A 12333-nucleotide genomic window follows, 5' to 3' on the forward strand; every position below is an offset into this window, starting at 1 on the left:
CTTACTCCGCAGACTGCAGCCTTCGCCTGTTCCACAGCACCATGTAGATGCTCACGGATCCGAGCACCAGCACAGCAACCAGGCCGAGAGCAACGGCGGTATCCGACTTCCCCACCATACTGGTGGGCGAGATGGCCGCTGCGCTGGAGTACAGGGTGTCCGTGCCAGCCGCAATCCGGGCATTGCCATCAGCAAGTTTCTGGACACCGGTGGCCAGCTCTGTCGATCCCGAGGCCAGCTTGGTGTTGCCTGTGGCCAGCTCCGAAGCGCCCGCAGCCAGTGCCTGGGAGCCGTGGAGCAGGCCAGGGTTTGACGGATCGGCCGGATCGCCCTTGATCCCGGCATTCAACGCCACCGTGCCGTCCGCCAGCCGTGAGCTGCCCTCCGTGATCTTGGCGACGGCTTTGATCAGGCCCGGGCGGTCGGCATTGCCAGGCACGCCGTCCATACCAGTGCGGATCTGGGACGTTCCGGCGGCCAGCAGTTCGGTACCCAGCACAACGCCGGGGTTGTTGGGATCGCGGCTGTTGAGCTTTCCACCCAGCGTGGCGAAGCCGGCGGTGAGACGCCCTGTTCCCGTGTGCAACTGTGCCGCTCCTTCATTGAGCTTCCCGGCACCAGCCTGCAGTTGCTGCGCCCCGGCGTCGAGCTTGTGGGCTCCAGCGGTGATATTGGTGATCTTGTCCTTGACAACGGACAGTGGAACCAGCCCCTGAAGCGGGTCCGACGCTGCCGCTTCCAGCAGCTCAAGGGCCTGTGCCAAGGCCGCCGTGCCAGTGCCCGCCTCGGGGGAGTTGTTCGCTCCCCGGTAGCCTTTCAGCTGGGCCGTTCCGGTGGCCAGCTCGCCGGTTCCGGAGGCCAGACGGCCCGCACCTGCATTCAGCGCAGTCGCGCCGTCGGCCAGGTTGTTCTCGGCGTTTCCGGCGGCCGAAGGCGTCAGTGCCGCGGCGAGCTGGGTGGCTCCGGCGGCGAGCTTTCGGGCGCCATCGTCCACTTTGTACACGCCGGGCGCGAACTTGTTGTTGACGTCAGTTTCGATCTTGACAGCGCCAGCGGCGAGTTGGTCTGCACCGGACTGCAGTTTTTCAGCGCCCGGGGCCAGCTTCTCGCTGACACCCAGGGAGACTTTGTCGGCGCCGGAGGAGAGCTTGCCGGCACCGGTGTCTGCCAGGCCCGCGCCGGCCGCCAGCTGACCGGCGCCGTCCTTGAGCTGCTCAGCGCCGGCCGAGGCCTGGCCCGCACCGTCCATCAGCTTGGCCGATCCGTCGGTGATCCTGCCGGTGACCAGGGTGTAAAATCCAAGCAAAGCAATCAGCATCAGGGCCAGGACGGCGATGGCTAGCTGCTGTGCCCGGGTTCGGGTCTTGGTGGGCGCGGCGGCACGACTTTGTGTCACGGTGGGTCCTCTCGACGGTTTGCCGGCAGTGTGAAATCTGCCGGCCACCCACCTGGACCAGGGGCGGCAGTCCGGACGAAAATCTAAATTCCGAAGTGCCTGCAGCAAAGGCAGAGGGTGGTTACTCTCGGGTAACTTACCGAGAGTAAACTTATTCCGGGTGATCTGGCAAGGGGTTCGGACCTTGGGTCTTCGGTGCCGATTTGTGCCAGCCCAAAGTCTCGGGTAAAGTAATTTCTCGTGCTGAGGCGCACGGAGCAGGGCTTGAAGCCCGAAACTCCGGCCCGAAAGTATCATTGGGATATGGTGTAATTGGCAACACTACGGTTTCTGGTACCGTCATTCTAGGTTCGAGTCCTGGTATCCCAGCTCTGTTTGGTCGCAGGCTAACCGCGGCAAATCAGTGGTTTCAGATCGGTTCGCCGATTTGAAACGCGCGCTGAGTGTATGAAATACTCACTTAGCAAACCGGCCTGGCGCCGGTTGGAAGTGAAAACTTCCTGGAAGTACGCGGCCCCATCGTATAGCGGCCTAGTACGCTGCCCTCTCACGGCGGTAACGCGGGTTCGAATCCCGCTGGGGTCACCAACGAACGGTCCCGGGCATCAGCCCGGGGCCGTTTTTTCGTTGTGGAGGCTGCGCTGCGGGATATAGGACAAAGCCGGGGCCCGGTGGAACAGCCGGCGCAACTGGCATGATGATCCTGTGACCTCCTCAGACGGGCTTCGTCCCACGCAGCCTCCGCCGCCTAAGCGCGCACCGCGAACCCAGCCGGGCCGGCCCGACGCGGCATCGGAGCCAGCCGTGGCCTTGCTTGAGGCCGTGCGTGGGGATCTGTCCGCCGTGTCGTTGCCGCTCGCCCTTGCGGACGTGGAACAGGCGCGCCAGGACACTCGGAACGCCGTCGCCCAGCTGGACGATTACATCCTGCCGCGGTACCGCAGCCTGGACGCGCCGCTGCTTGCCGTCGTCGGAGGTTCCACCGGTGCCGGCAAGTCAACGCTGGTGAACGCCTTGGTGGGGCACCCGGTCACACGCTCCGGGGCCATCAGGCCCACCACCCGGCAGCCAATTCTGCTGCACCACCCGGCCGATGCGGGCTGGTTCGAAGGCCACCGCGTGCTGCCCACCCTCAACCGGATCCGGGGCACCGTCTCCAGGGAACCCGTTCCGGCCAGCCGGGCCGGCGCAACACCCGATGCGGAAGCCATTTCCTCCCTTGTGCTGGTAGCGGACCAGGCTGTTCCGCAGGGGATCGCACTGCTTGACGCCCCCGACGTCGACTCTATTTCCGACGACAACCGCAGGCTCGCCGGTCAATTGCTGGCCGCCGCGGACCTCTGGGTTTTTGTGACCACCGCCAACCGCTACGCGGACGCGGTCCCGTGGAAGCTTCTCCTGGACGCGTCCTCGCGGGACATCATGGTGGCCGTGGTCCTGGACCGTGTGCCGGCGGAGGCGGAAGCCGTAGTCAGCGCCGACCTCCGCACATTGCTGCAGAAAGAAGGCCTCGGCGATGCCGGACTGTTCATTGTGCCGGAGACGGACCTGGACCATCTTGGCATGCTGCCAACGAGCGCCGTGGAGCCGCTGCGGCGCTGGCTGCAGGAACTTGCTGCCGACGCCGCTGGGCGGTCCGAAATTGCCCGCCGTACCCTCAACGGGACGGTGAAGGCGTTGGCCGGGCGGGTCGGTTCCGTGGCGCACGCGGTCCAGGGGCAGGAGCGTGCCGCGGCCTCGCTCCGTGCAGGCGCTGAGGCCGCCTATCGCGATGCCGGGGCCCGGATCCTGGACGCAACAAAGGACGGCGCCCTCCTCCGTGGCGAAGTACTGGCGCGCTGGCAGGACTTCGTTGGAACAGGGGAATTCTTCCGGGCGTTGGAGCAGAACATCGGACGGCTGCGGGACCGCGTGGGAGCGTTCTTCCGGGGCGAGCCGACGCCGGCCGTCCGGGTTGAGGCCGCCATCGAAACGGGGTTGCAGGCCGTCATCCTGGACGAGGCCGCCAATGCCGGCGAGGAAACCGACGAGCGGTGGCGCTCGGACCCGGCCGGCCGCGAGCTCCTGGGGACGGAGGATCTGTCCGGCACCAGCCCCGGCTTTGCCGATGCGGCCGCAGCGGAGATCAGGGCCTGGCAGGCCGGCCTGATGGAACTGATCCGCACGGAAGGGCAGGGCAAGCGCACGCAGGCCAGATGGCTTTCCTTCGGGATTAACGGGCTGGGTGCCGCACTGATGATCGTGGTGTTTTCCATGACAGCCGGCCTCACCGGGCTGGAGATCGGCGTCGCGGGCGGTACCGCCGTCGTCGGCCAGAAACTGCTCGAGGCAGTGTTCGGCGAAGACGCGGTCCGCCGACTTGCGAAGACTGCGCGGGATGACCTCCATGCCCGTTGCCAGCGGCTGCTGCAGGCAGAGCAGCAGAAATTCATCCAACGCCTGCCGGAGGGCGGCGCGGTCACCGGCCGGATCCTGACGGGCCACGCCGCTGCCCTGGCCCGGCTGGCGGACAAGGCATGAGCCGCCACAGCGTAGCCCGTGAAGCGTCGCAGCTGGACCGCAGGCTCGAAGCCCTCAACGATGCCCGTGAACTCGCCGAAGGCGTCTTACCGGATGCTGCACTCGAGGAGGTGTTCCAGCTCCTGGAACGCGCGAGCTCCCGGCGGTCACTGTCGGCTGATCACACCGTTGTTGGGTTCTTCGGTGCCACCGGCAGCGGAAAATCGTCACTCTTCAACGCGGTCAGCGGCGCTGAAATCGCGACGGCGGCCGCCCGCCGGCCCACAACGTCGGAACCTTTGGCTGGTGTCTGGGGAGCGGACGGCAGCGAGCCGTTGCTGGACTGGCTTGAGGTGGGCAACCGCCACCATGCGGAGCCCGTGGCAGGTTTCGCGGACGAGCGCACGGGGCTGATCCTGCTGGACCTGCCGGACTTCGACTCCACCAGGGCCGCGAACCGCGAGATCGTGGAGCGCATGGTTGGCCTGGTTGATGTCCTGGTCTGGGTACTGGATCCGCAAAAGTACGCCGATGCGGCGGTCCACAACGATTTCCTGGCGCCCCTGTCCGCGCATGGCGCCGTGACCCTGGTGGTCCTCAACCAGGTGGACCGCTTGCCCGAACGGGACGTGCAGCCTGTGCTGGAGTCCTTGAAAGGGATCCTTGCCCGCGACGGGCTGGGCAAGGTCCAGGTCCTGGGCGCATCCGCCCTGAAGGGCACCGGCGTGGACAAAGTCCGGAGTGCCATCCGACATGTTGTGGTGCAGCGCCAGGCGCTTTCACAGCGGCTGGCCGCTGACGTTTCACGGGCCTCCGGGCAACTCAGGGAAGCCGCCGGCGCCGGGGAAGCCGCCGGTGTCAGGCCGGCGTCGAGATCCCGGCTCACCGATGAGCTGGCAACGGCCGCCAACGTGCCCGTGGTGGTGGACGCAGTTGCGCGGTCCTACCGCATCGAGTCGACGCGCCGCACGGGGTGGCCGGTGACGCGGTGGCTGGTGCGGTTCCGGCCTGATCCGCTCCGCCGGCTCAATCTGAGAAGTTCTTCTCCGTCCCAACTTAACCGGACCTCGCTCCCGGCCGCGGGCGCCCCGGAACGCGCCCGGACGGATGCTGCTGTCCGTGAGTTTGCGGACGCGGCGAGTGCGGGCGCACCCGGACCGTGGCGTGCCGCGATCAGGGGTGCTGCCCGGGAGGGGCGGGAGGCGTTGCCGGATGCCTTGGACCAGGCCATCGCAGGCACGGACCTGATGGCGTCCCGGAAGTCCTGGTGGTGGGGCATGTTCAACGTGGTCCAGTGGCTCGCGCTGCTGACAGTCCAGGGCGGCCTGGGCTGGCTGGGCGTGCTGGCCGGGCTCGGCTATCTCCAGCTGCCCGTCCCCGAGGTTCCCAAGGTGGAGGGCTGGCCGGTGCCGACGCTGTTGATTGGCGGCGGTGTGGTGCTGGGGATCTTCCTGGCGCTGACTGGAAAATTCATTGGGTCAGGAGCCGCGAGGGCGCGCGCAGCCAGGGCCAGGAAACGGCTGCGGGCAGCGGTGGGCGAGGTTGCCCGGGACTTCGTAGTGGAGCCGGTTGAAATTGAGGTCAGCAGGCTCGCGTCCTTCAACGCCGCACTGAAGGTCGCGGGCGGAAACTAAGGTAGTTACACCAGTGCGGTTGCGGCGTCCCTGACCTTGATCAGCGTCCGCAGGTTCCGGGTGGTAGTGGTTGCCTTGAACCTGGCCTTGGACGAAATCTTGCTGAACGGGCTGTCCAACGTCCCGCCGGCCGGAGCCAGCCAGGCCAGTGCCTCCGGGCCGAGGCGTTTCTGCTGGGTACCTTCAAAGGCTGCGCCGGCGGCTTCAAGCTCATTGAGCATGGCGGTGTCCGATGCCAGCGTGATGTAGGTGTGCGTTGCCTTGTCGTCTGCCGGATACGGGCAGGCCGCCACGAGTTCGGAGACCCGCCGTGCCGTGAGGACAACCACCCAGGCCTCGTAGCCGAAGGCGTCACGCAGGAACTTTTCAAAGGTCTGCTTGACCGCGGCAGGATCCTCGTCGCTGGCAAGCACCACATTGCCGCTGGCCAGCAGTGTCCTGACGTCCGCGAACCCCTGCGATGCAAGCGCAGTCTTGAGGTCCGCCATCTTGATGTTGATCCCGCCGACATTTATCCCGCGGAGGAAGACTGCGTAGCTGTTCATGCCGACAGCCTAGCCGGGGGCAGCCAGGCCTGGACGGAGGCGAGCCTTCAGTCGTTGCCCTTGCGCAGGGCCTCGGTGAGGATCCGCGCGGCGTTGCAAACCACCTCGGCGTGGAGGCGGCCCGGCTGGCGGGTGAGCCGCTCGATGGGGCCGGAGATCGAGACCGCGGCGATCACGCGTCCGGACGGTCCCCGGACCGGTGCCGAGACTGAGGCGACCCCGGGCTCGCGTTCGCCGAGGCTCTGTCCCCAGCCCCGCCGTCGTACGCCTGCCAGCACGGTGGGCGTGAATCGGGCGGCCTGCAGGCCCTCGAGAAGCCGGTCGTGGTCTTCCCAGGCGAGCAGCACCTGGGCGGCGGAGCCGGCCTTCATGGAAAGCTTGGTGCCGACGGGGATGGTGTCGCGCAGGCCGATGGGGCGTTCCGCGGAGGCGACACAAATACGCCATTCGCCCTGGCGGCGGAAGATCTGGGAGCTTTCGCCGGTAGCGTCGCGCAGCTGCATCAGGACCGGCCCGGCAGAAGCGATGAGACGGTCCTCGCCGGCGGCGGAGGCCAGCTCCACCAGGCGGCTGCCGAGGACAAACCGGCCCTGGATGTCGCGGCTTACCAGCCGGTGATGGATCAGGGCCAGGGCGAGTCTGTGCACCGTGGGCCGGGCCAGGCCCGTGGCGGCCACCAGCTGTGCCAGCGTGGTGGGGCCGGCCTCCAATGCATCAAGCACATGGGCCGCTTTATCAATGACACCGACTCCACTAGAATTGTCCATGTAATGATATTGCCGTCTCATTATCTGAGATGCAAATCTTTGGGCTGGCACAAAATGCAGCCCTGCTGGTTCAGTGGAACCAAACAGCCAAACAGCAGTGAAGGGAGATGGCCGTGGCAAAGACACTGGCCGAGAAAGTCTGGGACGCACATGTGGTGCGCAAAGGCGAGGGCGAAGGAGCCAATGCCCAGCCCGACCTCCTCTTCATTGACCTTCACCTTGTCCATGAGGTGACTTCTCCGCAGGCCTTCGAGGGCCTGCGCCTGGCCGGCCGCAAGCTGCGCCGCCCGGACCTCACCATCGCCACGGAGGACCACAACACTCCCACGCTGGACATCCACAAGCCCATTGCCGATCTCACCAGCCGCACGCAGATCCAGACGCTGCGCAACAACTGCGCGGAGTTCGGCGTCCGCCTGCACTCTCTCGGCGACGCGGAACAGGGCATTGTGCACGTGGTTGGCCCGCAGCTTGGCCTCACGCAGCCTGGCATGACCGTTGTCTGCGGTGACTCCCACACGTCCACCCATGGCGCGTTCGGTGCCCTGGCCATGGGCATCGGCACGTCCGAAGTGGAGCACGTCATGGCCACCCAGACGCTGTCCCTGAAGGCGTTCAAAACCATGGCCATCAACGTCGAAGGCACGCTGCGCCCGGGCGTTACCGCCAAGGACATCATCCTGGCCGTGATTGCCAAGATCGGCACCGGCGGAGGCCAGGGCTACGTCCTGGAATACCGCGGTTCCGCCATCCGCGCGCTGTCCATGGAAGCCCGCATGACCATCTGCAACATGTCCATCGAAGCCGGTGCCCGCGCCGGCCTGGTGGCCCCGGACCAGATCACCTACGACTACATGAATGGCCGCCCGCACGCGCCACAGGGCGCCGAGTGGGATGCCGCCGTCGAGTACTGGAACACGCTGAGGACCGACGACGACGCCACGTTCGACGTCGAGGTGGCCCTGGACGCCGACACGCTGGAGCCGTTCGTCACCTGGGGCACAAACCCAGGGCAGGGTGTTTCGCTTTCCGCCAAGGTGCCGTCCCCGGAGGACTTCGGCGACGAAAACGCCAAGGCTGCCGCCGAACGCGCCCTGCAGTACATGGGATTGACCGCCGGTACGCCCATGAAGGACATCCGGGTGGACACGGTCTTCCTGGGCTCCTGCACCAACTCGCGCATGGAGGACCTCCGGGCTGCTGCGGACATCATCCGCGGGCGCCAGAAGGACCCCAACATCCGGATGCTGGTGGTACCCGGTTCGGCCCGCGTGCGGCTGGAAGCAGAGGCCGAAGGCCTGGACAAGGTCTTCAAGGACTTCGGCGCCGAGTGGCGCTTCGCCGGCTGCTCGATGTGCCTGGGCATGAACCCGGACCAGCTCGAGGTGGGGGAGCGTTGCGCCTCGACGTCCAACCGTAACTTCGAAGGCCGGCAGGGCAAGGGCGGCCGCACCCACCTGGTCTCGCCTGTGGTGGCAGCGGCCACGGCCATCCGTGGCACCCTGAGTTCGCCGTCGGATCTCGATCCGGCCCCCGAATCCGCCGCCATCCGCACCGACGCAGCCTAGGAGGCCGCCATGGAAAAGTTCACCACCCACACCGGCATCGGCGTCCCGCTGCGCCAGAGCAACGTTGACACGGACCAGATCATCCCCGCGGTCTACCTCAAGCGGATCACCCGTACCGGCTTCGAGGACGCACTGTTCTCCGCCTGGCGCAAGGACCCGGCCTTTATCCTGAACCAGGCGCCGTTCAACGCCGGCTCCGTTCTGGTGGCGGGCCCGGATTTCGGTACCGGTTCGTCCCGTGAACACGCCGTCTGGGCTTTGAAGGACTACGGCTTCAAGACGGTCCTGTCTTCACGTTTCGCCGATATTTTCCGTGGGAACTCCGGCAAGCAGGGGCTGCTGGCCGCCGAGCTCGCCCAGGACGATATCGAGCTGATCTGGAAAGAACTGGAAAACGCACCAGGCACCCAAGTCTCCGTTGACCTCGTTTCAAAGACTGTTATCTGCGGCAGTATCGTCGCGCCTTTTGAAATCGACGATTACACACGCTGGCGCCTCCTGGAAGGCCTGGACGATATTGGCCTGACGCTCCAGCACGAAGAGGACATCACCGCCTTCGAGGCCACCCGTCCGGCCTTTATGCCCAAAACGCTTCCGGCCCGCCTTTCCTGAGCGGGAGCGCGGAGTTTCCCGCCCCGGACGGAGCCGCCTGTACAGCGCCGCGCCGGAGGCTTTCGGCGCCCGTATTTCGGTTCGGTAACGCAACCTCCTATGCTTAGCTGGAGCCTTTGCAAGGATTTTGGGGCGAGTAATCGTAAGGAAACCGGTATATGAGTAGTGTTCTGACAATCCGCGGCGGAGTCCCGCTTACAGGCCGCGTCAGCGTCCGGGGAGCCAAAAACCTTGTTCCCAAGGCCATGGTGGCAGCATTACTGGGCAACGAGCCGTCGGTGTTGCGGAACGTTCCGGAGATCAAGGACGTCGAGGTTGTCACCTCGCTCCTGCAGCTGCATGGAGTGACGGTGGTCAAGGATCCCGTCAGCGGTGACCTCACCCTGGATCCGAAGGCGGCCAAAACCGCCCCGAGCACGGCGATCGATGCCCACGCCGGTGATTCGCGTATCCCCATCCTGCTCTGCGGACCCCTGATCCATGCGATCGGTGAGGCCTTCATTCCGGACCTTGGCGGCTGCAAGATCGGTGACCGGCCCATCGACTACCACCTGAACGTGCTCCGCCAGTTCGGCGCCGTGGTGGAAAAGCGCCCGGGCGGCATCCACATCTCTGCGCCCAAGGGCCTGCATGGCGCCAAGATCAATCTGCCCTACCCCTCGGTGGGTGCGACGGAGCAGGTGCTGCTCAGCGCCACCCGCGCCGAAGGGATCACGGAGCTTTCCGGCGCTGCCACGGAACCTGAGATCATCGACCTCATCGCAGTGCTGCAGAAGATGGGCGCCATCATAAGCGTCCAGACCGACCGGACCATCCGCATTGAAGGCGTCCGGGACCTGGGCGGCTACAACCACCGTGCCCTCTCGGACCGCAACGAATCGGCGTCGTGGGCTTCGGCAGCACTGGTGACCCGCGGTGACATCTTCGTCGAAGGCGCCTCGCAGCGGGACATGATGACGTTCCTGAATACCTACCGGAAGGTAGGCGGCGGCATGGACATCGGCGAGGACGGCATCCGCTTCTACCACCGGGGCGGCAAGCTCAACCCTCTGGTCCTGGAAACGGATGTGCACCCCGGCTTTATGACCGACTGGCAGCAGCCGCTGGTGGTGGCCCTGACCCAGGCCGAAGGCGTGTCGATCGTTCACGAGACCGTCTATGAAAACAGGTTCGGCTTCACCGACGCGCTCATCCGGATGGGCGCGAGCATCCAGGTGCACCGCGAGTGCCTGGGCAGCGTGCCGTGCCGCTTCGGCCAGCGCAACTTCCTCCACTCCGCCGTCATCTCCGGTCCCACCCAGCTCAAGGGCGCCGACATCGACGTACCGGACCTGCGTGGCGGCTTCAGCCACCTGATCGCGGCGCTGGCCGCTTCGGGCACGTCGCGCGTGACCGGGATCGACATCATCAACCGCGGCTACGAACGTTTCACCGAAAAGCTGTCCGGCCTCGGCGCCGACTTCGACATCACCTCGACAAAGTAGCGGTGGGTACGTGAAGGAAACGGCCAAGAGCCAGGCCACATTCGTTCTGGTCGCGGCCATAGTGCGCACGGTGCTGAACGCAATGATGAACAAGAAGTGGGAAGGCCTCGAGAACCTCCCCGCCGGCGGGTTTATTGCCGCGCCTAACCATTGCACGGAAATCGATCCGCTGATCGTGGGGCACATTCTCTACAACCAGAACCGCGCCCCGCACTTCCTGGCGAAGGCCGGGCTGTTCAAGGTTCCCGTCCTGGGCGCGGTCCTGCGGGCCACCCGGCAGATCCCGGTGGAACGCTCGACGGCGGGAGCGAACCGCTCGCTGCAGCTCGCCCAGGAGATTGTGGCGGACGGCGGGGCCATCATCATCTACCCCGAAGGCACACTCACCCGCGATCCCGCGCTGTGGCCGATGAAGGGCCACACCGGCGCTGCCCGCCTTGCCTTGGAAGGCGGCATTCCCGTGGTACCGATCGCGCACTGGGGCGCCCATGAGGTGTTCCCGCGTTATGCGAAGCGGTTCCACCTTTTCCCGCGCAGGACGTCCAGGGTGATGGTGGGCAAGCCCGTTGACCTCAGCCAGTTCATGGGCCGGCCACTGGACAAAGCAACGCTGACCGCGGCCACCGAGAAGATCATGGATGCCGTGACCGGTTTGCTGGCCGACATCCGCGGGGAGGAGCCGCCCGCTGAACGCTGGGACCCTTCCAAGCACAATCAAGCCACGCACGGTCGCTTCGTTGTGCGGGAAAATCCTGACGACGCTGCGGATGCCACCTGATGGCTGACGGAAGCCGTCAGGGTTCCGCCCGGTCTGTCGCCGTCCTGGGCGCCGGTTCCTGGGGTACCACGTTCGCCAAGATCCTCGCCGATGCGGCTCGGGCAGCGGGGGAACAGCGGAGCATCCGGATCTGGGGCCGACGCAGCGAAGTGGTGGAGCAGATCAACAGCACGCACCGAAACGTCCAGTACCTGAAGGACACAGAGCTGCCGCCCAGCATCACAGCGTCCACAGACGTCAGCGAGGTGCTGGCGGGCGCGGACCTGGTGGTCCTGGCCGTTCCTGCACAGTCACTGCGACTCCAGCTCCGTGAATGGAAGCCGCTGATCGCCGCTGACGCCGTGGTGGTGTCCCTGATGAAGGGCCTGGAGCTCGGCACGGACTCCCGGATGAGTGAGGTGATCAGCGACGAACTGGGGATTCCCAAGGACCGCATTGCCGTGGTTTCCGGTCCCAACCTGGCCATGGAGATCGCCCGGGAGGAACCGACTGCTTCTGTGGTGGCCTGTTCCGATGCGGCGGCCGCGGGCTGGATCGCGAGGAGCTGCACCGCACCGTACTTCCGTCCGTACACCACGGCGGATGTCGTCGGTGTGGAAATTGGCGGCATCGTCAAGAATGTCATAGCGCTGGCCGTGGGCATCTGTGAAGGTAAACAGATGGGGGACAACACCAAGGCCTCCGTGATCACCCGAGGCTTGGCCGAAACATCCAGGCTCGCCCTTGCCCTTGGTGGCGAGGCACGGACCATGGCCGGGCTGGCGGGCCTGGGGGATCTGGTGGCGACGTGTTCCTCGCCTCTGTCGCGAAACCATACGGCTGGCCGGTTGCTGGGCCAGGGACTCACTCTTGACGAGCTGGCACTGAAGATGACCCAAACAGCCGAAGGCATCAAATCCGGCCAGGCCGTGCACGAGCTAGCGGGGAAACTGGGCGTCGAGATGCCCATCACCGCCGCCGTCGTTGCCGTCCTGGCCGGCAAACTGTCCGTTGACCAACTGGGGCCGCTGCTGCTGGCCCGGGACCTGAAACCCGAAGGCGATTACTGAC

Annotated in this window: 10 protein-coding genes and 2 tRNA genes; 9 read left to right on the plus strand and 3 right to left on the minus strand. The window is 65.9% G+C overall.

Annotation, left to right across the window (positions count from 1 at the left end):
* Position 1: 1 nt before the first annotated feature.
* A complete protein-coding gene (locus tag NG697_RS02325; RefSeq protein WP_252613504.1) occupies positions 2 to 1396 on the minus strand; it encodes a hypothetical protein in 1395 nt (464 codons plus the stop codon).
* Between the two features lie 297 nt (positions 1397 to 1693).
* Between NG697_RS02325 and NG697_RS02330 the strand changes: the two genes are divergently transcribed.
* The 4 genes from NG697_RS02330 (at position 1694) to NG697_RS02345 (ending at position 5529) form a co-directional block, all read left to right on the plus strand.
* A tRNA-Gln gene (locus NG697_RS02330) sits at positions 1694 to 1765 on the plus strand.
* 143 nt (positions 1766 to 1908) lie between these two features.
* Positions 1909 to 1984 (plus strand) — tRNA-Glu (locus NG697_RS02335).
* Between the two features lie 216 nt (positions 1985 to 2200).
* Positions 2201 to 3916: a dynamin family protein gene (locus tag NG697_RS02340; protein ID WP_252613506.1), complete on the plus strand. Its 1716-nt coding sequence runs from the start codon at positions 2201 to 2203 to the stop codon at positions 3914 to 3916.
* Positions 3913 to 5529: a GTPase gene (locus tag NG697_RS02345; RefSeq protein ID WP_252613508.1), complete on the plus strand. Its 1617-nt coding sequence runs from the start codon at positions 3913 to 3915 to the stop codon at positions 5527 to 5529. The genes NG697_RS02340 and NG697_RS02345 overlap by 4 nt, the downstream gene beginning before the upstream one ends.
* 5 nt (positions 5530 to 5534) lie before the next feature.
* Here the strand turns inward: NG697_RS02345 and NG697_RS02350 are convergent, their stop codons facing one another.
* Both NG697_RS02350 and NG697_RS02355 read right to left on the minus strand, forming a co-directional pair.
* Positions 5535 to 6074: a DUF1697 domain-containing protein gene (locus NG697_RS02350; RefSeq protein WP_252601415.1), complete on the minus strand. Its 540-nt coding sequence runs from the start codon at positions 6072 to 6074 to the stop codon at positions 5535 to 5537.
* 47 nt (positions 6075 to 6121) lie between these two features.
* Entirely contained in the window at positions 6122 to 6841 is a 720-nt protein-coding gene (locus NG697_RS02355; protein ID WP_058932091.1) for an IclR family transcriptional regulator, read from the minus strand.
* Positions 6842 to 6954: 113 nt separating this feature from the next.
* Here NG697_RS02355 and leuC point away from each other — a divergent pair, with 113 nt between their 5' ends.
* The 5 genes from leuC (at position 6955) to NG697_RS02380 (ending at position 12332) form a co-directional block, all read left to right on the plus strand.
* Positions 6955 to 8409: a 3-isopropylmalate dehydratase large subunit gene (gene leuC / locus NG697_RS02360; RefSeq protein WP_252613510.1), complete on the plus strand. Its 1455-nt coding sequence runs from the start codon at positions 6955 to 6957 to the stop codon at positions 8407 to 8409.
* A gap of 9 nt (positions 8410 to 8418) precedes the next feature.
* Positions 8419 to 9021, plus strand: a complete 603-nt coding sequence (leuD, locus tag NG697_RS02365; RefSeq protein WP_252609957.1) for a 3-isopropylmalate dehydratase small subunit — start codon at positions 8419 to 8421, stop codon at positions 9019 to 9021.
* A gap of 158 nt (positions 9022 to 9179) precedes the next feature.
* Positions 9180 to 10505, plus strand: coding sequence for a UDP-N-acetylglucosamine 1-carboxyvinyltransferase (murA, locus tag NG697_RS02370; protein ID WP_056349177.1), 1326 nt, complete (start codon positions 9180 to 9182; stop codon positions 10503 to 10505).
* A 10-nt stretch (positions 10506 to 10515) separates the two neighbouring features.
* Complete coding sequence (locus tag NG697_RS02375) at positions 10516 to 11283, plus strand: lysophospholipid acyltransferase family protein (RefSeq protein ID WP_252613511.1); 768 nt, start codon at positions 10516 to 10518, stop codon at positions 11281 to 11283.
* Entirely contained in the window at positions 11283 to 12332 is a 1050-nt protein-coding gene (locus tag NG697_RS02380; RefSeq protein WP_252609961.1) for an NAD(P)H-dependent glycerol-3-phosphate dehydrogenase, read from the plus strand. The genes NG697_RS02375 and NG697_RS02380 overlap by 1 nt, the downstream gene beginning before the upstream one ends.
* Position 12333 lies beyond the last annotated feature (1 nt).

It is taken from the genome of Pseudarthrobacter raffinosi (assembly GCF_023913835.1).
Classification (GTDB): Bacteria; Actinomycetota; Actinomycetes; order Actinomycetales; family Micrococcaceae; genus Arthrobacter; species Arthrobacter raffinosi.

Excerpts from the sequence above, each read along its gene's own strand:
- NG697_RS02350 (WP_252601415.1), bottom strand. The coding sequence starts at position 6,074 with ATGAACAGCTACGCAGTCTTCCTCCGCGGGATAAATGTCGGCGGGATC.
- NG697_RS02345 (WP_252613508.1), top strand. The coding sequence starts at position 3,913 with ATGAGCCGCCACAGCGTAGCCCGTGAAGCGTCGCAGCTGGACCGCAGG.
- murA (WP_056349177.1), top strand. The coding sequence starts at position 9,180 with ATGAGTAGTGTTCTGACAATCCGCGGCGGAGTCCCGCTTACAGGCCGC.
- leuD (WP_252609957.1), top strand. The coding sequence starts at position 8,419 with ATGGAAAAGTTCACCACCCACACCGGCATCGGCGTCCCGCTGCGCCAG.
- NG697_RS02380 (WP_252609961.1), top strand. The coding sequence starts at position 11,283 with ATGGCTGACGGAAGCCGTCAGGGTTCCGCCCGGTCTGTCGCCGTCCTG.
- NG697_RS02355 (WP_058932091.1), bottom strand. The coding sequence starts at position 6,841 with ATGGACAATTCTAGTGGAGTCGGTGTCATTGATAAAGCGGCCCATGTG.